The organism is Winogradskyella sp. (genome assembly GCF_965228925.1).
In the GTDB taxonomy this organism is placed as follows: Bacteria; Bacteroidota; Bacteroidia; order Flavobacteriales; family Flavobacteriaceae; genus Winogradskyella.
This window is the reverse complement of the sequence record NZ_OZ245845.1, coordinates 3,097,627-3,119,115: the sequence shown is the minus strand read 5'-3', so window position 1 is coordinate 3,119,115 and position 21,489 is coordinate 3,097,627. Positions and strand designations below refer to the sequence as shown.

Annotated in this window: 17 protein-coding genes; 5 read left to right on the top strand and 12 right to left on the bottom strand. The window is 35.7% G+C overall.

Translation table 11 applies throughout. The features are described from left to right. Nucleotides 1–5 precede the first annotated feature (5 nt). Entirely contained in the window at nucleotides 6–1,484 is a 1,479-nt protein-coding gene (locus ACO052_RS12990; RefSeq protein WP_422104208.1) for a 5'/3'-nucleotidase SurE, read from the top strand. A gap of 153 nt (nucleotides 1,485–1,637) precedes the next feature. Here ACO052_RS12990 and ACO052_RS12985 read toward each other — a convergent pair whose 3' ends face one another. From ACO052_RS12985 to ACO052_RS12975, 3 genes are read right to left on the bottom strand one after another with little or no spacing between them, the layout of a single operon-like run. Further along, complete coding sequence (locus ACO052_RS12985; protein WP_422104207.1) at nucleotides 1,638–3,890, bottom strand: hypothetical protein; 2,253 nt, start codon at nucleotides 3,888–3,890, stop codon at nucleotides 1,638–1,640. A gap of 16 nt (nucleotides 3,891–3,906) precedes the next feature. Further along, the gene (locus ACO052_RS12980) at nucleotides 3,907–4,761 is read right to left on the bottom strand and encodes a hypothetical protein (RefSeq protein ID WP_422104206.1); all 855 of its coding nucleotides are present in this window, start codon (nucleotides 4,759–4,761) and stop codon (nucleotides 3,907–3,909) included. Nucleotides 4,762–4,773: 12 nt separating this feature from the next. Further along, a complete protein-coding gene (locus tag ACO052_RS12975; RefSeq protein ID WP_422104205.1) occupies nucleotides 4,774–6,486 on the bottom strand; it encodes a trypsin-like peptidase domain-containing protein in 1,713 nt (570 codons plus the stop codon). Between the two features lie 165 nt (nucleotides 6,487–6,651). Between ACO052_RS12975 and ACO052_RS12970 the strand changes: the two genes are divergently transcribed. From ACO052_RS12970 to ACO052_RS12955, 4 genes are all read left to right on the top strand, one after another. Beyond that, nucleotides 6,652–7,899 carry a ComEC/Rec2 family competence protein gene (locus ACO052_RS12970; RefSeq protein ID WP_422104204.1) on the top strand — a complete coding sequence of 416 codons (1,248 nt, stop codon included), beginning with the start codon at nucleotides 6,652–6,654 and terminating at the stop codon, nucleotides 7,897–7,899. 385 nt (nucleotides 7,900–8,284) lie between these two features. Then, on the top strand, nucleotides 8,285–10,324 hold the full coding sequence (locus ACO052_RS12965) for a hypothetical protein (RefSeq protein ID WP_422104203.1): 2,040 nt from the start codon (nucleotides 8,285–8,287) through the stop codon (nucleotides 10,322–10,324). Further along, nucleotides 10,321–11,850: an MBL fold metallo-hydrolase gene (locus ACO052_RS12960; protein WP_422104202.1), complete on the top strand. Its 1,530-nt coding sequence runs from the start codon at nucleotides 10,321–10,323 to the stop codon at nucleotides 11,848–11,850. The genes ACO052_RS12965 and ACO052_RS12960 overlap by 4 nt, the downstream gene beginning before the upstream one ends. Nucleotides 11,851–11,962: 112 nt before the next feature. Next, nucleotides 11,963–13,882 (top strand): hypothetical protein, encoded by a 1,920-nt coding sequence (locus ACO052_RS12955; RefSeq protein ID WP_422104201.1) that lies wholly within the window; start codon nucleotides 11,963–11,965, stop codon nucleotides 13,880–13,882. Here the strand turns inward: ACO052_RS12955 and ACO052_RS12950 are convergent. The 9 genes from ACO052_RS12950 to ACO052_RS12910 form a co-directional block, all read right to left on the bottom strand. Continuing rightward, entirely contained in the window at nucleotides 13,872–14,204 is a 333-nt protein-coding gene (locus ACO052_RS12950; RefSeq protein WP_422104200.1) for a YciI family protein, read from the bottom strand. The two genes, ACO052_RS12955 and ACO052_RS12950, sit on opposite strands and share 11 nt — an antisense overlap. Continuing rightward, entirely contained in the window at nucleotides 14,204–15,130 is a 927-nt protein-coding gene (locus ACO052_RS12945; protein ID WP_422104199.1) for a ligand-binding sensor domain-containing protein, read from the bottom strand. Before ACO052_RS12945 ends, ACO052_RS12950 begins: the two co-directional genes overlap by 1 nt. Nucleotides 15,131–15,274: 144 nt before the next feature. Continuing rightward, entirely contained in the window at nucleotides 15,275–15,796 is a 522-nt protein-coding gene (locus ACO052_RS12940; protein WP_422104198.1) for a YybH family protein, read from the bottom strand. A gap of 148 nt (nucleotides 15,797–15,944) precedes the next feature. After that, nucleotides 15,945–16,778: a LytR/AlgR family response regulator transcription factor gene (locus tag ACO052_RS12935; protein WP_422104197.1), complete on the bottom strand. Its 834-nt coding sequence runs from the start codon at nucleotides 16,776–16,778 to the stop codon at nucleotides 15,945–15,947. A 461-nt stretch (nucleotides 16,779–17,239) separates the two neighbouring features. Beyond that, a complete protein-coding gene (locus tag ACO052_RS12930) occupies nucleotides 17,240–18,784 on the bottom strand; it encodes a S41 family peptidase (protein ID WP_422104196.1) in 1,545 nt (514 codons plus the stop codon). Between the two features lie 53 nt (nucleotides 18,785–18,837). Continuing rightward, nucleotides 18,838–19,254, bottom strand: a complete 417-nt coding sequence (locus ACO052_RS12925; protein WP_422104195.1) for a nuclear transport factor 2 family protein — start codon at nucleotides 19,252–19,254, stop codon at nucleotides 18,838–18,840. Nucleotides 19,255–19,567: 313 nt separating this feature from the next. Beyond that, complete coding sequence (locus ACO052_RS12920) at nucleotides 19,568–20,413, bottom strand: phosphatase PAP2 family protein (RefSeq protein WP_422104194.1); 846 nt, start codon at nucleotides 20,411–20,413, stop codon at nucleotides 19,568–19,570. 64 nt (nucleotides 20,414–20,477) lie between these two features. After that, on the bottom strand, nucleotides 20,478–20,987 hold the full coding sequence (locus tag ACO052_RS12915; protein ID WP_422104193.1) for an FABP family protein: 510 nt from the start codon (nucleotides 20,985–20,987) through the stop codon (nucleotides 20,478–20,480). Continuing rightward, the gene (locus tag ACO052_RS12910; RefSeq protein ID WP_422104192.1) at nucleotides 20,988–21,482 is read right to left on the bottom strand and encodes a DinB family protein; all 495 of its coding nucleotides are present in this window, start codon (nucleotides 21,480–21,482) and stop codon (nucleotides 20,988–20,990) included. Between the last annotated feature and the right edge of the window lie 7 nt (nucleotides 21,483–21,489).

Here is a 21,489-nt window from a genome sequence, read left to right as displayed (position 1 = left end):
GATCAATGAAAGAAAAAAGTAGAACAAAAAAAATAGGGGCAATCATCGGATTGTTAGCCTTTCAAATCGCGCCATTAATCATCGTTCTTTTTCACTTATATAGTTTTAGCAACTATAATAAAGCGTCTGGTTGGTTAAAAGACAACGAGGGGCTCTGTAAATTCTACACAACAAAGAACAGTGCGCACAGATCATTTACTTGGACTGGCCCCTGCAACGCAGGATTGGCACATGGGCAAGGCAAACTCAGCGTCTATGAAAGCGACCGAAAATTATATGACTTTGACGGCTTCCTTAAAGAAGGTAAAATAGATGGTTACGGAGTTATGCGATGGGCGTTTGACGGTGATGTTTATGAGGGCCATTTCAAAAAAGGCGCGTTGAATGGTTTTGGACGTTTTTATAATGATGATGGGGATCATTATGAAGGGGATTTTGTCAATTGGGAGCGCTATGGGGAAGGCACTTATTGGTATGATCCGGAAAGCGAAAAATTCAAATATACAGGTGAATGGAAAAATGACGAACCGCATGGTATTGGGACACTTTACTATAGGGACGGTAGGACGAAACGAGGAGTTTTTGAAAATGGAGAATTGATTAAAGAACACATTACTGAGCACGCTATGACGGACAATTATCCTAAAAACGTGCTCATTACCAATGATGATGGAGTCGAAGACATGAACCGACTGGTTTGTCTTGCAGAGACTATCAGTGAACGCGCTGAAATGGTTGTTGTTGTGGCCAGTTCGAGTAATCGAAGTGGAACATCCAATATGTTATCGGTGAGTAAAACGGGTGCTTTAACCGCTAAACTCTTATCTCTCGATCGGGAAAGAAATATTTATATTTATGAAGTTGACGGTTACCCTGCAGATTGTGTGCTTTTTGGAGGACTGGGTGTTTTTCAGCAACAAAACAAAACTATAGATCTCGTTATCTCTGGGATTAATGGAGGGGCCAATCCAGGTTTAGCTTGGTTCGGATCAGGTACTATTGGGGCCGCACGTACAGCAGCACTGGCAGGCCTTCCTTCTATTGCAATTTCAGGAATAAATGAAGATCGAGAAGATAAAAACGGACTTGCGAAACTCTGTAAGTGGGTGGCGAATTTCTCCGGTTCCAAAGCAGTGCAAGACATTCAATCTTACGAATATCTTACGGTTAGTATTCCAGAGAATTTAGATGACATTAAGGGAGTAAAGGTTGTAGAACGCGCCATTAGCTTTGACAAACCACCTTTCTATCTAAAATGTGAGGTTGATGAAACAGAAAACTTAGAGATAGGGAGAGATATCACTTGGTACCTGCATCCCGAAGATCCTTCTACAGTGTATAATATGCCAGCTGAAAATGACATATTTTACTATAGTCAAGGATATATTGTGATTGTTCCAATGAGCATTAATGAGAATAACTACCCTCGCATAGATCATTACAGCACCTATGAATCCGAGCTGTGGAAACTGTTTTTAGAGTAACTAAATTTCAACTAAAAAAGAAAATTTGGTTCTTAGAAGTATTAAGAGGTTTTTGAAGGTGTGCATTTATCAATAAACAATGAAACTCAACTGAAGAATGGTATTAGCATTCTCATAGATTTTCATTACTTATTTTCTCGAATACCCTATATATTAATTGGTCTTAACCAACTCAAATCTACCATCAATTACTTTATATTTTGCTAAGTCCGGAATACTAGACTTTCTATATTCCATCTGCAAGGTCCTATTTAGTAATATTAACTGTTTTGGTATGACAACTTCTTTACCCAAGGTTGGTATAGTTAAAAGATTGTATTTGGACTTTTCTAAATCAGGTGCATAATTAAGTTCCTTACCGTACATTTGAACGGTTTCAATCCTATTTGGCTGTTCTAAGCTCAATAAAAGGGAATTATTGGCATTTACGGTGCGATAGTAATCCTCCTCAGAAGAGAGTTCTCTTACATTGTTGATTTTATTTAAGGCACTGGCATAGACGATTTGTTGTTCAAGTGCTCTGTCATCCCCCAGCTGAGATCCGAGATCCGACAGCCCTTTAAACATCTGAACATCTACAAAATCTGAGGGTAATGCCCCATTTTTCGCTTTAGTTTGTACCTCTGAGGTATTGTTTAGATAACTCTGCAATGACATGGTTCTTTTTAATATTGCGTTATCTGAACTTATTTGTTGCTTCCTCCATGAAATAATTCCTTCCATAGCGTCGTACTTTTTTGTTTCTGAAGCACTTAAAGTTTTTGTCGCTTTGATACGTTTATGTAAGGTTTCGGCTTCCTTAATACGATCTAACGACAGGTAATCTTGTATAGATTTAGCATAAGACTCTACAGCATCAATCTTATGGCCCAAAGTATCATATACTACCCCTAGCATTTTTCTCAACCTTGGATTAATTATAGGCCCAAATTCTTCCGATAATGCCCGTTCGAGCTGAAATCGGGCATTGTGAAAATAATCCCCTTCCCATATCTGTTTGTCATAAAAAATACCCCCAAGTGTAATATGATAATTACGAATCATTTTAAGATCATTACCTGCGTATGCCTGCCCTTTCATTTGAAAAAGATCTCTAACTAGATCGTTCAATTTTTTATTTTTCCTATCCATTTCTGGTTTGCTGTGGTACAATTTTGCAAGATCTATCGCCACTTTGCTAAAAAATACCTTATCAAAATCATAGGATTCATCCAAGGCCTTTCTCCATAATCTTTCGGCAATTTTATATTCATTTTTAAAATAGGCGCTTTCACCCTTGGCATAATATTCCTTTAATAATACATGACGTGGTGTTACCCATTCCCAGTCACCGTATACGGATGCTGAAATATTCGATCTTTTCCAAAATCTTACACTATTGATATCACCGACAGTTTCAGCTAGGGTTAAACGACTTAGCTGCTCCAGATATCTTTTAATTTCCTTATCAGAACTATATAGTACCTTGCCTTCTGGAAACAGATAATCGATTGTTCTCTTAATTTTTTCAGGGTATAACCAATTATTTTCAGCGAGGACACTGGCCCATAATATCATGGATTCTGTCGCATTGGCAGTGTCTTGTTTTTCAACGGCCGTAACAAACTCCTTTCGAAGTAATTCTTCTGAATAATTAGCTAAGCCGATAGCTCTACAGTCTAGAGCAAATTTTCGTACATTCTTGGCCAATTCGCATGCGTATTCATATCGTGTATAAAGTGATACCACAGCTTTGCAAGCACGCTCAGATCGCGGATCCTTTTTATAAGCTCTTTGGTAAAAGTCGCAGGCCATTTCAAAATTTTCATCCTTTAGAAACAAATCCCCCATTCTTAAAAAATACTGAACGGTTTTTGATGGGTACTGCTCCACAAAATTCTTAACATATTCAACTGAAGCCATATTTCTATTGAGCTCTGAATTAAGTATGATCAAATTATCAAGGGACGATCTATTCCCAGGATATACGGAAAGAACCTTTTCGTAATTCTTAGTGGCCAATATTTTATAATCCTTTGCTTCATTTGGTCTAAGTTTTGCCGTTTGTTGATATAAATACCCACGATGAAAGTCTAAACCGGCCAAACATAATTTTGAGCTTTTCAAGACTTCACATTTGGGTTTATAGGACCTTAAAAGCGCTTCTGCTTCTTTAATTTCCCCCTTAGAAATATGTTTTTTAATATTAACGCTAACGCTCTTAATTGTTTCTCTACTGATAGCCTCGTCATTTTCCTGAGTGGCTTGGTCGCCAGTTGTTCGAATACTATCAGACACTCTTAATCGATCTGCTTGATTGATAGTAGATTGTGGTTTACCCTCTTGTTGCACCTTACGGTTTTGAGCAGAAAAGGTCATTCCTATCAAAATAGCCAATAACACTGTATAAATATCTCTTTGGTTCATCTTATTCAAATTATGCTTAGTCCAATTCAAATTCTTCACTCACATTAGATGCAGTATTCGGGAATGTCTTCCTTTCGTACTTGGTAATATTAACCGTTCCTCCTACAGGGGTAATATTTGGTAAGTTCTCAAGTCCCAGTAGAATGCAACCAACCAAGCTGTCATGTGCCCTAAAGCGTTCTTTTAAATCTTCATCAAAAAAACGTGCAAAAGATGCTTTAGGTTCTCTTGATGTTGTGCGGCCATCTCCTAAATCTAATTTAACAACCACCTTAAACTCGCTAAGTCGTGCATCCATCTTAAGCTTTTCTTTTCGAAATGGCAAAAGAGCTTCCTTCAATCCACCCTCTTCTATAACTGGAATGTTATTAGATAAATTTAATGCTACCCTATGAAAAAGATTCTTTACAAGGCCATTGTTATATGACATTTTGAGGTAATCTCTCCAATCATGACCAAACTTGTTTAAAAAAGCGTCTTGCCTACTTAGTACTCCTTGGATTTCATCATTATCTAGAAGTGGTGTTTGGTGAAACGAAATACTACCAGATGCATCGACCAATTCAAAATAAAGCCAATAATCATGAAAACCACCAGTTGAACCAATTTTTTTAGCTAGTGATACGTTCAACTTATCAGGAGCATCCTCGGTAGTAAAATTTACAAATCCTATATACTCATTAAGTCCCTTGATTAAGGTATCTCGAGCCTTTGCTTTCAAGTCGTCCAAACTATCCTCAAAACTAAGATGGATCTGTGTATCTTCTGCAATATCCATATTCAACTGAATTTTAGGTTTTTGCGCGTAACCTATAATTACAAAGACCAGTAAAATATATTTTATCATAAAATTAAATAGTGTTGTTCTCATTTATATTGATAATTAAAATTCGAATTTTATCTCTCTCTCAATAATATCTGATTCGATAGTATACTGTTGCTCATGAACAATTTTATCAGTAGATTTTCTCTTTACAATAATGTTGACTTTATCTCCTAAATCTAAATCAATGTCTTTAAATCGTTTTACGTTTTTCCATTTGGTAATGACCTCATCTATTGTATTTTCGGTTGATTGTAAATCTTCTCGTAATATGCTTATCCATTGATCCTCTTTTGTCTTATCAATTACAAAGTGTCGTGAACCAAGGATCATTGAACCTTCTTCTGCTAATATATCATGTGTGATTTCGAAGTTGTTATCATCTGCTTGAGTATTTGCCTTCTCAACTGCTATTTGAATCTTGAATTTATCTATTGTAGCGATATAACCATAATCCAAACGGATTAAAAAAACAGGTTCCGTCAAAAAATCCTTTGGATAGTGCAGCACCTGTCTGGAATAGGGTTTAATATTTAAAAATTTTGGTTCTCGTCCTTCAAGAACCAATTTTGCCGAATCACTTTTTAATATAAATGGTAAGAAAAATCGAATCTTCCGCGTTGTCGGATTAATCGCCTTGACTTCACCATTTTTAAAATCACCTGTGTACATGGTCACAGGAATTTCCTTATATCCCGAATTCCCGTAAATCCAAATTGAACTGTTAAAATTCCAAAGTGAAAAAATAATTAATGCCAAAACGATGAGCACACTTGACTTCAAAATCCATTTTCCAAAACTAGTTTTATACGCTTGGGTCTCATCTCGCATATCACTTCCGAGCCAATTACCCACAAAAACACCACCTACACCTAAAGCCGAAAGTATCACTGCAATTAGTCCAGAGTTTTCAGGTTGGCCAATGTGGAAGGAAAACCACCATAAAAATAGAACGAGCAACACCAAAAAAACGAGCAGCTTAATACCATACTTTTTGAGCATGGGATAACGTGGATATTCCTTGTAATACTGTGTTTTAAGCTTTAGTTTGTGTTGCTTACTCCTCAACAATGAATACAAATTTGTTTCACCTTCTTCCTCCCATTTTTTAATAACACCCCAGATGACTTCCGTCGGAATTATATAGGCTCCTAGGTTATCATTGCTGCTTCTAGTCATATGTACTAGCCCAACGATTTTACCCGAACCCCGTTCTACTAATGCAGCACCACTCATTCCTGGGCGTACAAGTCCATGGGTAAACATAAGTTTCTTAATAATACCATCTACCTGCAGGCCTTCATAAGACAGGCCTATGGTTTGCGGAACGTTCCGATCTAGTTGTGCTTCTCTTTTCTGAAATCCGAAAGCAATGAATTGTCCGTCTATGAGTTTTTCTGTCACCATATCTTTAAAGGGCAATTCAATCAATGCATGGTCTTTTCGCTCAATTTCAATTATGGCAACATCAGGATATTCAGTTTTGGCTATTTCAGGTGTATTAGCATCTGAGACCACATTAACTGGAGTGGCTTCCTCATAAACTTCAGAAATATGAATCTTCTGAGCTTCATCTTCCCAAATAAATTGTCCTGGCAAGGTAAGATCCGGGAGAGAGACATGAATGATCTTATTGTTGTCCCAAGCATGTCTAACCACATGGGCACAAGTAAGTACAACACCTGGTGCTATTAAAGTCCCGGTGCCAACGGCTTTATCGGCCCTTATTAGAACAGTTCGAGATTGTAATAAATTAATTAAAGCATCAGCCATTGCAATGAGTATTAAATCATTTCCGGCTATTAAATAAAGAATCTTAAGGGGACCAGATTAATCACAATATAACAATAATTAGGTAAATATCCTATTCGAGGAATGCTACTATACTGCTTATAAGTGCATTAAAAAATCCTTAAATTACAATCAAAACTACTTACCATGTCCAATATAATAACCATTGAAATGTTTCCAGCAGGCAATGGCGATGCCGTTCTCATTGATTTTGGTTCGGAACTTATACTAATTGATGCCGGCTTTGTATCAACATTTAGAAATCATCTCAAACCCCGATTAGAAACACTTCATAACCAAGGTAGACGTATTTCAAAATTTATAGTCACTCATATCGATGCCGATCATATATCGGGCGCCATTGCGTTCATTAAAGCCAATGGTAGTGCAGATAATCCAAATATTATTGGGATTGATGATATTTGGTTTAACAGCTATAGACACCTTCATTTTGAGGATAAAGAGCAAGGTGATTTTGATGGTGAGCGACCAAACCTTTCAATAGTTGGTGGTACTGAAAGTCTAGATCCCGAAGATGACCAACAACTCGTAAGTCATAGACAAGGGACATCTTTTGGAAGTCAAATTCTAAAGAACAATTATTCGTGGAACAAAGCTTTTGGCGGTGCTGCTGTAAAAGCAGATGAGCCAATTGTATTTGAAAGCGGGGATACCTTTAGATTGACTTTATTAGGGCCTACAAAGGAGGCTTTAGAGAATTTGGCCGAGAAATGGTATAACTACCTCAAAACTATTTATCAAGATAGTATTAATGAGGACGCTTTTTTTGACGATGCCTTTGAAAAAATGATGGAAGAAATGCGTCAGGCCGAACTCAACCGCACAGTCTTGGACCAAGATGCTTTAGTGTCCGCTTCGGGAGATTGGGTGGCAGATTATTGTAAAGTCTGGGACCATGAGGACAACTCCCCTACCAACGGTTCATCAATTATATTCTTGATAGAATTTAAGGGACTAAACATGCTTTTTCTAGGAGATGCAATTCCTGGTCAGGTAGAAAAGCAATTGGAAAAACTGATTCCTGATGATGAATTTCCGTTACAAATCGATGTGCTAAAAGTAGCACATCATGGCGCTTGGTACAATAATTCGCCTCAACTTATTGATAAACTTCGTGCAAATTATTATCTGTTTTCAAGTAATGGTAAGCGCCATCATCATCCACACTTTGAAACTATGGCCTGGATCTTAAAAAAGCATAATACGGAATCGGAAAAAACGTTTGTTTTCAATTATAGACAAGGTGACCGACTTATTGAAATAGACAATCCTCAAATGAAGCAGGATTATAACTATAAAACAATATGGCCCGATGTCAATGAATTCGGAATTGGCTCTGATGGATATATTAAATTAGCCTTAAATACGCAATAAGAACTTATCTCTTGTTATTCTGTAGTTTATTCTTTAATTTTAGTTCTAATTCCTTAAGATAATTTAAGTTATCATTTTTTATAGTGCTTAACTTCAGATTAATAGCCCATAAAATTTGTAGTCGGGCATAGTTGTATTGACTCATCTCCTTTGAACCTCGCATTGACGTGTTGGTTAAAGAAGAGCATTACGATATATGTTTTTTCATTGCAAAATTCAATTGATCATATTGAGTATGCATGACATTCGGTTGCCCAAATACTAATATTAGAAAAAATATAGTGTAACAAAGTGCTGAGAATAGAGGAAATTTCTCTTTTATGACATTAGTATCTAAGAGAACAAAATCCGGTATTGTTAGGCGATAATTATTAAAACCAAATATATGTCTGTTCGATTATCTTTTAAAGTAAGGAAATCATCAGAAAATCCATCAACCAGAAAATTAAGGGGTTATGCCTTTGATCCTAGTTTAAGCATTCAAATGGATACTGTTGGGCTTAACACCATAATCTATGAAATCGAATGGGAGGATCTGGCTACTAGTAAACATTTTGATATCAAAAACAACTCCAGGGAGATTTCTTATCCTCTTGGAGAATATATCGAAATCATTGATTATGATCCGGCAAGCGAATTGTTCTACCCGCCTATTGATCTCAATGATCCGTTAATCTTGGCAGAAAATGGTTTAAATCCTGATGTAAGTAATCCTCAGTTCCATCAGCAAATGGTTTATGCCATCATTATGACCACCATTAAGAATTTTGAGAAAGCCCTAGGTAGAAAGATCCAATGGTCTGAAAGGTTGTATCGTGTAAAGGATGCTAATAATAAAGTTAGAACCGAAAGTGAATTTGTTGGTCGTTTAAGGGTATATCCACATGCCTTGAGACAACCTAATGCCTATTACGATTCCATAAAAAAGTCCTTACTTTTTGGATATTTTCCTGCGACCCCTGCTAATGCGAGCTTACAACTGCCGGGAAGTATCGTGTTTACCTGTTTAAGTCATGATATTATTGCACACGAGACCACCCATGCCATATTAGACGGACTGCATAGCCGATATATAGAGCCAACGCATCCTGATACAAGAGCCTTCCATGAAGCTTTTGCTGATTTGGTAGCTCTTTTCCAGCATTTCACTTTCCCCGAGGTATTGGAACATCAGATTGCCAAGACCAGAGGCAACCTCAGTTCTGAAAATCTTCTCGGTCAGTTGGCTCAGGAATTCGGTCAGGCTGTAGGCCATTATGGTAGTTTAAGAGATGCTATTGGTCAGAAAGATAAAGATGGATGGCGATTGCAAGAAGCCACACCTGAGCAATATGCGAATACATTTGGATTTCATAAGAGAGGTTCAATTTTGGTATCTGCAGTATTTGAAGCATTTGTCAATATTTATCATGCACAAACGCGAAGAATTATGCGGATTGCAACTGGTGGTTCGGGAGTGCTTTCGGATGGAGAGCTGCATCCCGATCTGGTACATGATCTCTCTAAAAAGGCATCCCAAATAGCTGGCCATGTACTTAGAATATGTATCAGAGCTTTGGATTTTTGTCCGCCATTAGACATTACCTTTGGAGATTATCTAAGAGCTATTATTACTGCAGACCGTGATTTAGTGCCCAAGGATGATAGAAACTATAGAGTCGCATTCATAGAAGCATTTCAGAAAAGAGGGATATTTCCTAGTGGTTTAAAGAGCATGTCGGAAGAGGTTTTAGCCTATGAGGACTATCCTGATATGGGAGCTGGAGATAATCTTGAAGCCATGTTTGTCGATTTATTAAAGTCGTTCCAACAAGAGTTGAGCTATGTCACCGACCGAGGAGATATCTACAAGCTTTCTAAAAAATTTATTGGTAGTGGAGGTTTATATTCAACCATAACACGTAAGTTTCTCCAAGGCGAAACTAAAGATCGATTTTCTGAATTAACCGGAATTCTATTTCCTGATACACTAACTGATGCCAAAAAATTGGGTATTAAGTTTTCGAGTCGTTATAATCATGCCGTATATGCCGTCGATAAAATATGGTTGGCCAATCGAGTAAGTCCTATGGGAAAAGTGGCCAATCATGTTATTATTACACTTCAACAAAGAAGAGGGGTTATTGGCCAAATAGTTAATGACCATTTTCAGATTGCAGATTACTTCCACCCAGATGAAGAGCCACCGGACAATGGTTTTGTTTTCAGAGGAGGTTGCACATTGATTTTTGACCTTAACCATAGAAAATTAAAATACGCTATTAAGAAAGCGATTGATGATAAAGATCGAATAGAGCAACAATTTAGATATCAAACGACTAAAGGAGTTGGGGTGTCAACCTATTTTGATGAAGATGCGCTAAGTTCATTTTGTGGTCCGTTCGCCTTTATGCATTCATTTTCAGATCAACACGAAAACCTATGATAGATTCAATTAAAGTTAGAATGTACAGACACGGTTTTGGAGATTGCTTTTTGCTGCAATACTTCAATACGGATGAAAAAGTCTGTTCGATGCTCATAGACTGTGGCATAAAGTGGAATGACAAAGTCGAAGGCGTATCTTTGAAAAGTGTCGTCAATAACATCAAGACCTTACTCCCAAAAACAACTGAAGGGAAACCGAGATTAGACTTCCTCATTATTACCCATGAGCATTGGGATCATGTCGCAGGATTTGATCCAAAAGGAGGAGATTTGTTCGAGGATATACAAATAGATAAGATTTGGTTAGGGTGGACAGAGAACCCAAAGGATCCAGAGGCTGTTCAGATAAATAAAAATTTGAAAGATACCATTACTGCGCTTGGAATAGCAAATTCAATGTTTACGGAAAAACTTCAAGGAGATAAGGAATCTGGACATTTTGATATGCTTTATAAGGGCGAAGACATTTATAAGAATAGAAAAAACTTCATCGAGCAATTCAATGAGGTGGTTAATTTATATGGGCCTATACAAATGGATAATGTGACCCAAAGCGGTATTAAGTTCAAAGACAAATATAGAATATCTAAATCTTCTGAAAGGGCTCTTAATCATGTGAAAAAACGCATAGATGCCGGAAAATCGAGTGTTGAATATTTTGATCCTGGCGAAGTGATACTGAATGATTTACTTCCTGGGATTCGGATTTATGTTTTAGGACCTCCAAAAAGTCGCTTACTAAATAAAGAGAACCCATCATCCGGTCAAAAGAAAGAGGTGTATTATCATCCTGGAATGACCGCAATGGCCGGATTTGTCAATGGTGTTTTATCATTAAATGATGATCAATTTTCTAATATGGATAGTGGACGACCTTTTGAGCATTATAAAAAATCCATTCCTGAGAAAGAGGCCAAAAACAGGAAGTTTCTAAATTCAACTTATTTTGATCCGGAGGAAGCATGGAGAAATATTGATCATGATTGGCTGGGTATTAGTGGTGCTCTCGCATTACAAATGGACAACGATACAAACAACACAAGTCTTGCTATTGCTATTGAGTTTATCGATTCTAAGAAAACATTACTATTCCCAGGTGATGCCCAAGTTGGAAGCTGGCTCAGTTGGCACGACTTAACCTGGACGATTCAGGGTAAGAACGGCGATAGCAAAGACATCAAAATACAAGATATTTTCAGAAATACGGTACTTTATAAGGCATCGCATCATTTAAGCCATAATGCCACCTTAAAGGAACTGGGTTTGGAAATGATGAGTCATGATGAGCTTGTGGCTTTAATCCCTGAAAAACAAGATTCTTATAATGGTATTCCTTATAAGCCCCTACTGGATCGACTAATGGATAAGGCAAAAGGGCGAGTCATTTTCTCTGCAGATAAAAACCACCCAGCAGAGAAAATCCTAGAAAAACGACCAAATTCCTTGAGTATAAACGAATGGAAAAAATTCAAGAGTCATCTAGAGATCAAGAAAATGTTTGTGGAATATACTGTTAAAAACTAATTGCCTTAAAAAAATTGAGGTTATAAAAAGCGATACGCTTATCCTGAACAGAGCTCATTAACCCTGGTTAAAACATTTGAATAATCCATGTAACTAACAAACCAATAGTATTATGTCTAAAAAACCGATTTTTAATACGCATGCCCACGTCTTTACAGGAAATTTTGTGCCGCCGTTCTTAACAAAGACGATGCTACCTTGGCCCATATACTACCTCATACACACCCAATTTTTTGTAACCCTAGTAAAATGGTATTTTGACATTAAGAATTTCTTTGATTATGACATCGTTTATAGGGCCGCTAAAGATACATGGTATGGAAAATTATACAACGGATTTAGAAATGCATTAAAAAAATTTCAAGGTTGGTTGTTTGGTCAATACCTTTTAAGAATACCAATAAAAATCTTTATCTATTTCCTTTGTGCCATAGCCATTTTTTATTCTATTGATTTATTTGGTGAATTGTTGAAGATGGATAAAGAGGGATGGATAGCACAAAAATTGAGTTTAATAAGATCATGGTTGACCGCTACTGGCTTTGACTTTAATCTCTCCACAAATCAAAAACTACTATTTATTCTGACGCTACTGATCTTTATAAAATCATCTCGACGATTTTTGCTCTTTGTATGGAATGCCATATTTCCTGTCCTCAAGAGTGCTTTAAGTTCTGGTGCTTTAGATGTTATTGAGCGTTATTATCTTCTCGGAAGATTTGCTACAACCTACAAAACCCAAAGCCGTATTGCGGGTCGCGCTATTAGACAATTGCCTGCTGATTCTGGGCTGGTCATTTTGCCAATGGATATGCGCTTTATGAAAGCTGGAAGAACCTTTCCAAACCGAAGGCAGAAGAAAATCGCAAAGAATAATTATACCAATGATGATTTGGCCAAGAACTTGACATATACCGAGTCATTTCCCAATTGGAACTATAAGTTTAAGCTCAATTTTAAATTTAAGGACAGTTATAAATATCAAATAATCGAGATAGACAAATTTTACCAATCTTCAAAAACTGCTGATGGAAGGAAGAAATACTATCCTTTTCTGTTTATAGATCCTAGAAGAGTCAAGGATGATAAAGACTTCTTTAAGTGGTCTTGGAATGGGGATTTAGAGAACCCGAAAATGGTTTTGGATGATTGTTATGTAAAAACGGTCATTGAAGATAAAGGTTTTTGTGGTTTTAAAATTTACCCTGCTCTTGGCTATCACTGTTTTGACGAATATCTATTACCCATTTGGCGCTATGCAGCTGAAAACAACATCCCAATTATGACGCATTGTATTATGGGTAGAATCTATTACCGCGGCACTATAAAAAGTAATTGGCACTACCACCCTGTTTTTAAAGAGAATGATGGGAATTCTCCAAAATTTTTACCTGAATCAAAAAATTATGATTTCCAAAGAAATTTTACGCATCCATTAAACTATTTGTGCCTATTAGAACCTGACCTATTATTGGGTGCACTAAAAGCGGTAAAAGACGCAGGAAGTGGAGCGCTTAAAGCATTTAGATGTGAAAAAGGACAAGAAGAGAACGGTGATTTAGAGGCATTAAAGAATTTAAAAATCTGTTTAGCCCATTATGGCGGTGAAGACGAATGGATTAGGTATATGGAAAGTGATCGAAATAATTACAGTCAGGAATTGATGCAACGCCCTGACTTTGGAATCAACTTAATTCGACAGAATACCACAAATGAATTTTCTTGGGGCAAGGTCAATAATATATGGATGGACGCCGATTGGTATTCGATAATCAGTAGCATGCTGCTACAATATCAAAATGTATATGCCGACCTGAGTTATATTTTGAGTAAAGCATCTGTTTACCCGTTAATTAAAGAATCTGTCCAAAATAAAGCCCTTAGAAAGAAAATACTATTTGGAACCGATTTCTATGTGGTAAGAAACCACAAGTCGGATAAAAACCTTTTTGTAGACCTAAAGTCTTATTTAGGCGAAGAAAAATTTGATTTAATCGCCATTGACAATCCTGCGGATTACCTCAGTAAGTAGCCCAATTCTTAAAAAATTGAATCCCCATTGAAAAGGGAAATACCTCTACACTTTGTATGTTGTATAGGATTACCGGATCTTTCTTAAGAATTTTATATAGCTCTTCCTTAGAACTATATTTAAATACTGAGATTCCAAAAAGATTAGCATCATCAACTCCTAATAGTGTCCTACCAGCAAAAATGAGACTTCCCTCCTGTCCCAATGTGTTCAAATATTTGGCATGCTGCTCAAGATAGTCTTGTACTTTTTCATCCCAATTCTCTAAATTCTTGTAATGCTCATTGAGCCTATATCGCGCAATAAAAAGTGATTTATCCATTAGTCGTTACTTAAGGCGTTTAGTACTTGAAACCCTTGACTTTGCCCTATCCAAATTTTACCATCATTAGTTTGAATTGCGACATAAACCGTATTGTCATCCAGATTACTGTTTTCTGTAGAAAACGACTTCCAAACATTTTCACCGGGTGAAAACGCATGTATCCCAGATGTTTCGGATGAGAAATAAACGGTTCCGTCCTTAGCCTCAAATTGCGGTAAAACTGCAGTATCTTTATAATATTCTAAAGTTTCTCTAGTGCTAGGATGTAAAAGTACTGCGCCCTTTGAAGTACCTATCCAAATATCACCCGATGACGTTTTTAAAAATTTTCTACAATTTTGGTTTGGCAAAAAGTAGTGCCACTTTCCTCCTTTATCCAACATATTAAGTCCCCCCTTTCTTGTAGCAAACCAAATATTGCCATCATTATCTACGGCTGTATCATGAACAACCTGATGTTTTAATCCATTAGCTTCATTTATATGTAACCATCTCCCATTTTCAAATATATCAACACCCCTATTCCCCGAAAAGTACAACTTATCCTTATGCGTGGATATTGAGAATACCACTGTACTTTTTACTTCTCTTGGGTTCTCAACAACTGTAACAGAACTATCTTTAACATGCATAACGCCTCTTGCGCTAAACCAAATCTTATCCTTGTCTTCGACAGCTGAAATAAAGCTGGTAAGCGCATCTGGATTATTAAGCTGTAGCTTAAAAATTCTGTTGTTATTTATGCGATAAATCCCTTTTTCCCTAATACCCAACCAAACTTGGTTTTTAGAATCTTGGAACAATCCTCTTACCTGACTACCTGAAATACTATCTAAATTAACCTCAATAAAATCTATTTCTTGAGTGTAAACCTCAACAATTACAAATAGAAGAAGAACTGTTACGAATATTTTTAGTTTCATAATTGATCAATGATTTTATGATGATTTCCCAATTTAAAGATCGGTCTTTTGTAAAGCTTTATGAATACTTACCTAAGACTTATAAATATAAAAGGTAGTAGCCCATAGAGCTTTTAATTTATCTTTTTGGACTGCTTTTTTAGATTAGTCGACTTTTCCTGAGGCCTTTAAAAAGTCTTCTTGTGTTACTTTTTCGCCATTAATTGTACTACTATCCCAATCCTGCACAATTTTCCACCTGCCATTCTCTTTTTTAAGCATCACATGAAATCTCGCGAAATAGTCTGACACTTTCCCATCTGGTTTTGTAATTACAATTTTATAATACCCAGTTTCGAATGCCATATCAGCCGTTACAATCCTCTTCTCAAAATTGAATCGTATACTTTGTTTATAACCTTCTTTTTTTGCTCTTTTAAACCAATTAGTATTTTGTGCTTTATAAGCCTCAGCGTCTCTTAATTCTTTACTATTAATTCGAATCAATTGATCGCTATGAATATCGTTAAAGGCTTCATGGTCAAAAGTCGAATAGCTCTCAATAAAAGGCTTCCACACCTGTTGATCAATTAATGCGCTTTCTGAACTTTTTTGAGAAATGGCCATGGACGAATTCAAAAGACATATAAAGCTTAATTGTATCAGTATTGAATTTTTAATTCTCATCTATAAATCTTTTAACTTTAATATTGAATTTGCTATGAAATATATTTCAACTCAAAAACAATACATTCATCGTTTCTGTTAATAAGTGTTAAGAAGCAGTCAGCGTTTTTGTTTTTGCAGTAAGCGTTGTGCTATGCATTAAACGATATTAATAAGATTTGTACTGATGGTAAAAACTTTTGACAATTTTCAGCTTTCGTTGCGAAATATGCACTGTGGCATTGTTCTTTAGAATGAGCACGGGTTGAGAAGAAAAATTAACTTCTTTAACCCGACTCATATTAACAATGGCTCTTCTATGGACCCTAATAAATGGAGCGTCTAATTCTTCCTCAAAAGCTTTTAGAGGATGTCTTGCTGTAAATGAGTTTTCTTCGGTATGAACTATAACACAATAATCATCGGCCTCAATCCAGAAAATTTCTGAAATCGGTATTATTTTCTTGGAATTGCCAACCTTAATATGAATAACTTTTAGCAGCTCTTTTTTATTAACCTCGAGTTTTTCAGTCAACGCCTTGTTGACTCCCTTTAAATTAGATATTTCCTCTATTTTGAGTTTGATATCTAAATTTTGGTAATAATAAAATAGAATGAGAAATGAAATCACATAAGAAAGCAAGAAAATTAAGCCTTTCCTAAAAATGAAGTACGGCAAAAATTCTTCAAATAAATTAGTCCATGTCAACAAATAATTTGATAAAATAAGTTCAAGAAAGGATATGAAAAAAATATTTAAAAAAACAAAAGCTAAAATAACACCAAAATACCTTAAGTAATCATGAATAGTCAGTTCATATTTAGAAACCTCTTTTTTTATGTATTTAATTAATACTATTAAAAGTACCAGCCATATTAACCACCTTCTAAGTTGTCCTTTTAATAATTGTAGGAATTCCGCACGATCCTCGTCAATGATCCCAAATTGTTTTAAATAGGTTAAATGATAATGCTCCTGCAACGTTTCAAATGCAATAATCAATAAAATAACAATACTGAATATGAGTATGGGAATCTTACTTCGTAAGTTCTTAAAAAAAGTGTTATGTATTATTTTATTCAAAGCCTATTCTCAAAACATAAAATTAAGCATATATCATCTATTTTAGTTGGAATAATCGTGTTGTGAAATTATGAGTATTATTTCCTGATATAAAGAGAAAAAGTCTATTTCAACTAGTCTAATCAAAAGAAAATACAAATTCAGGACAATTTAAATCAAAATATATAAGTAAGGACAAATCTCAGTAATAATAAACTCTAGTACAGAGAATCATCTTGTAAGTAGAACTTTCTCATTGCATTGTTTTAATGTTGAATATAAAGAAATGATTTACTTATTCACACATATTTTTTAATCAGCCTTATCTTCCTCAAAAAGAAACTTATTGCCGAACTTAGTAGCAACGATAGTAAAAAAGACCATTATAAAATTGTATTGGTCTAGTCTTGTAACACCCTCATAAAAACAGGGTCGTGATTAAACAAAAAATCTCTCCCGTATATATCTCCTCGATGGTTAATTCTTTTGAGATACTGATCAATATTTAATTCAACAGGTATCTCTACATTGTCGTGATAAACATCCAGAGCATTTTCTACATTTTGAAAATCAATTACCGGTTCTATACGGTATAAGATTTTAGAATTTGGCAACTCAAAAACAAATGGGTTGATACCGCGTCCAAGTAATTGTCCTGTATTTTGCCCCACTGTATAAATATTCTCGGCTAGCATCCCTATTGCAGCTAAGGCACCTGATGAAGAGTAGATGTTTTCATTTTGAAGTATATAAATCTTGCCTTTAAAGTTTAAGGACGTAGAATCGGGCTCTATTTTTCTATCGCCTGATGCAAAAACCGCATACTCATAGTCGTCTAAGAATGTCGCCTTATACGATTTCCAATTTGGAGAATCTTCAGGATACCTATTCTTCATTTCTTCCGATGGGACCGCTAATAGAAGTAACTCAAAATCAATGGGTTTATTTATAATGGATGACAGAACTTTAACCCAAACATTATCTGTTCCTCCAGTATTATCACGAATATCAATAATTACTTTCTTTAGAGGCTTTCCGGAAGCTTTTGCCCTTATTTCTTCAGGATAAAAATCTATATGATCCAAGTTCATTTTAGGAATGCGTATATATAAAATCTGCTCCTCCTCGAAGTATTCAACTTTCTTCTCTCTTCTTGAAACATCACTATCTTGGTTCTCTCCGTACGCAATGGCTTCATTCTGCTTAAATTCCCCCATAAAAACTTCTTTGTTTTTATTGACAAATTTTAATTTTAATCTTTGCTCAGGTTCAAAATTCAGCGCTCTGTAAAAATTCTCTGAATAATACCTCTTGTTTGAATAATCCCATCGCATCCGATATTTGTATGGGTAAAGCGCCCCAATGAAGTCTTGAGCATGTTGGTCATTTATTGCAACAAGTCTGAGTCCGGAGTCGTAATGAACACCATTATGAACAAAACTCATAATATTGTAATATTGACCATCGAGGTACTTCAGCTTTAAATTAAACTTCTTCTGTATGCCTTTAGATCGTCTTAGCTCGTAGTATAATGGAAATAATTCTATTGTAATATCTGAGAAACCCAGTTCTTTTAATTCTTCCGAAGAATAGCCTCTAGGCCATAACAAGCTCGAATGCCCATCTTGGAGTACGGTTATGGCTGAAAGAATTAAATTGGCGAATGCTTCAGTAGATTTTATATTGGGAATCTTTGATTGCATTTTATACAGTTCTTCTAAAGGATCTATGCCAGTCACAGCTTTTCGTACGGGTGTTTGAGGACTATAATTCTTGACCGTATTAAGAAAACTGTCAAAATCTTCTAACATCTCATCCGTTGTTAATTCTGGGAGTTGTGTATTTATAAGCTGTTGGTCTTGAGCGCGACAGTTAAAACAAATCAAACATAAAACGGTCAGGCTAAAAATTATTTGCGGTTTCAATAAACTAGTCTTAAATATCATGATAGCTATGGTTTTTGTTCACATTAAGTGTTTAATATCTGCTTTTAATGTCCTTAATCCATAAAGTACCAAGACCTTGTAATTTTGCCACCAATAATCTGATATACTCCTAATGAAGAAGCATAAACTCTTTTATTGTCTTTGTTAAGATAACTCACCTCTTCCCTAAAGCTAATGCGATTCCCTTCAATGACATAGCTTTTGATTTCTGAAGTAACCTTAATGCCAGAGCCAAAATACGATTGCATACTTTTCTTAAAGTTCTCCTTACCTTCAACCTCTTTTATTAATTGATTGGAGGTCACATAATAGTATTTATAGTCTTCTGAAACATTTTCAACCAGCTTGTCGATATCCTGATTATTAAATGCTTCCACCTGATCGTATAGAATCCCTAGAATGTCATTGTTTTGTGAACCACATGTATAATGTGATATGAATACGATTAATACCAATGCAATTTTTCTCATGATTGTATTTTTATTTATAGATTATCTATCTAATGACTAAAAATGATTATTAAAACTAGAATCCAAAATAGCTTATGGATTGTAAAAAACCGACATCAATATTTGAAAAGGAGTGTGATTTTATAAATTAATACCCCTTTTTACATGACTATTGATATACGCTTTATCCCAAATTATTATATGTCCATAAGTTCTTCACTTTCCTTAACCCAATAGTATTTCGTTATACTAACATTGTTGTGTATATTGATTTTTTCTTGAATTCCAACTAAGACTTATACTGTCCAAAATTTTTACGTTACCGTCCTACTCATCATTTCCATTCCTTTTTGGCAGCGTCTAAATCTCTTATAAATTGAGGGTTACTACACATTGCTACCAGCATTTTATGTGCCAAGACTCTGGCCGCCTCTTCATCACTCGGATAGTGGATTCCCATTATCTCTCTTGACTCTCCTACTTCATAGGCTACATCCAAAAAAGATTTCCTTTTCTGTGGTATTAATTCACTCCAAGTAAACGCTTGTATGTAGGCCCAAAGCGTATGCCCACTTGCAAATGATGGTGACGAAATTCTTGCAAGTGGATTCAACTTGGATTCTAAATGATAAGGTCTTGGCCTAAGTAGATGATATTTGACTTTAAATTCCATAAGACGCATGTCCTTTGTTACGCCTCGCAGCAAGTGGGTTGTAGCTGGATAATTCTTTGCGGTTACATGTTTCCCCATGACTGTCCTTCCCTCGTAAAGTAGATGGTCTAAGTTTTCATTATATCTATGATGTGTTGCCAAGATATCTATATGGGGCCAATAGCCGATTCTTGCTAGTACATTGACCGCTCTATCCGTTTGTTCCTTACTTCGCTTTTTTTCCCATTCAAGCAAATATTCCAATTCTGCTTTGGTTTGATCCGAGCTATTGGCTGGATATTGCATACTGGTCTTAAGTTCTTCCGCCTGTTCGATAGTCAAATAATGTGGTGCCATTAACGTATATATTAATGTTCCACTACTGTAATCTGATGCAGGAAACGCAACTTCATCTAATTCTGCTCTTTCTAGATTTTTGCCATCACTCAATTTCTTAAGAGAAGCGTAATGATTTTTTGCTGGTTCTAATGGATGTATATTTACTTGTTTTCTTCTGAAACTGGACATTCCAATAATAGCAACAAGTAAGCAAATTGTTATTGTTTCTTTCATATCATTACATATTTATGGTTTAAAAAGCCTTTAAAAGCCTGGCACTTGCGTGCTTTGTCTTTTTTATAACATCTATGGTTGATAGACACAACTCATATTCAAAAACATTTGGGTTAAACTTGAATACTCTGCTTGAGGACAATGCCTGTTTCAAATTAATCTCATTCTTAACCAAGTCACTTACAAACGCGATGCTCTCTTTTGTAAGCCCTAAATATTTACCAGTCATAATTTCTATACGCCCATTCATATGGCAGGTATAAAATCTTAAAACTCCCATATCAACTGCCGATATTATACCAGTTTCTATATGGATAAATTCGCTTTGGCCTCTACCTTTGAGCCACGTTTTTTGCGTCATTAATATATAAGGCTCATTTGCTACAGTCTCAAAACAGGTTTCCTCTTTATATGAAAATTCATTTAAGGTGGGATAATTGCCTTTGCCATAACCGGTCCATTTTCCTTCAAGAACATATAGAGGTCTTATCGTATCAAGAAGTATCCCTTTATCTATCTTTGTTTGCATCTACTCAGATTTTAAATGGGTCTCTTTTGTAAGTGCCAACTCTTCAATACGATACATGTGAAAAAAATCGTGCATTAGCACATGCCTCAAAAAAATAAAAGCGCTATAAGCTATATACTCCTCATGAGTGGCCTCTTTTCGCCAAATCCTTGCATCAAAGTTTTTTATTAGTTCGATTGTTTGATGCCTAATGTCCTTATAGCGATCGAGATAATTCCACATGTCTAAATGCATTAATTCATCGTAATCTGACCGATCATTTGGTTGGTAAGATTGAAACTGTGGATTAGGCCTATCCTTAAAACCCCTAAAACGTCGTATGATCATTTCTTCGGACATGGCAAGGTGGCAAACATGCTCATGTATGGACCATTTATTCGGTATTAATTTTTGTTTCAATCTGGACTCTGGAATTGAAGTTATCAACTCATGAAGCATCTCTGGTGATTGGCCTATACCTTCTATCAATCCTGTAATTTGTGTTTCCAAGCTCATATTGAAT

Bases quoted from the DNA above. Each gene is read 5' to 3' on its own strand.
- ACO052_RS12990 (WP_422104208.1), top strand. From the start codon at position 6: ATGAAAGAAAAAAGTAGAACAAAAAAAATAGGGGCAATCATCGGATTG.
- ACO052_RS12985 (WP_422104207.1), bottom strand. From the start codon at position 3,890: ATGAACCAAAGAGATATTTATACAGTGTTATTGGCTATTTTGATAGGA.
- ACO052_RS12980 (WP_422104206.1), bottom strand. From the start codon at position 4,761: ATGAGAACAACACTATTTAATTTTATGATAAAATATATTTTACTGGTC.
- ACO052_RS12975 (WP_422104205.1), bottom strand. From the start codon at position 6,486: ATGGCTGATGCTTTAATTAATTTATTACAATCTCGAACTGTTCTAATA.
- ACO052_RS12970 (WP_422104204.1), top strand. From the start codon at position 6,652: ATGTCCAATATAATAACCATTGAAATGTTTCCAGCAGGCAATGGCGAT.
- ACO052_RS12965 (WP_422104203.1), top strand. From the start codon at position 8,285: ATGTCTGTTCGATTATCTTTTAAAGTAAGGAAATCATCAGAAAATCCA.
- ACO052_RS12960 (WP_422104202.1), top strand. From the start codon at position 10,321: ATGATAGATTCAATTAAAGTTAGAATGTACAGACACGGTTTTGGAGAT.
- ACO052_RS12955 (WP_422104201.1), top strand. From the start codon at position 11,963: ATGTCTAAAAAACCGATTTTTAATACGCATGCCCACGTCTTTACAGGA.
- ACO052_RS12950 (WP_422104200.1), bottom strand. From the start codon at position 14,204: ATGGATAAATCACTTTTTATTGCGCGATATAGGCTCAATGAGCATTAC.
- ACO052_RS12945 (WP_422104199.1), bottom strand. From the start codon at position 15,130: ATGAAACTAAAAATATTCGTAACAGTTCTTCTTCTATTTGTAATTGTT.
- ACO052_RS12940 (WP_422104198.1), bottom strand. From the start codon at position 15,796: ATGAGAATTAAAAATTCAATACTGATACAATTAAGCTTTATATGTCTT.
- ACO052_RS12930 (WP_422104196.1), bottom strand. From the start codon at position 18,784: ATGATATTTAAGACTAGTTTATTGAAACCGCAAATAATTTTTAGCCTG.
- ACO052_RS12925 (WP_422104195.1), bottom strand. From the start codon at position 19,254: ATGAGAAAAATTGCATTGGTATTAATCGTATTCATATCACATTATACA.
- ACO052_RS12920 (WP_422104194.1), bottom strand. From the start codon at position 20,413: ATGTCCAGTTTCAGAAGAAAACAAGTAAATATACATCCATTAGAACCA.
- ACO052_RS12915 (WP_422104193.1), bottom strand. From the start codon at position 20,987: ATGCAAACAAAGATAGATAAAGGGATACTTCTTGATACGATAAGACCT.
- ACO052_RS12910 (WP_422104192.1), bottom strand. From the start codon at position 21,482: ATGAGCTTGGAAACACAAATTACAGGATTGATAGAAGGTATAGGCCAA.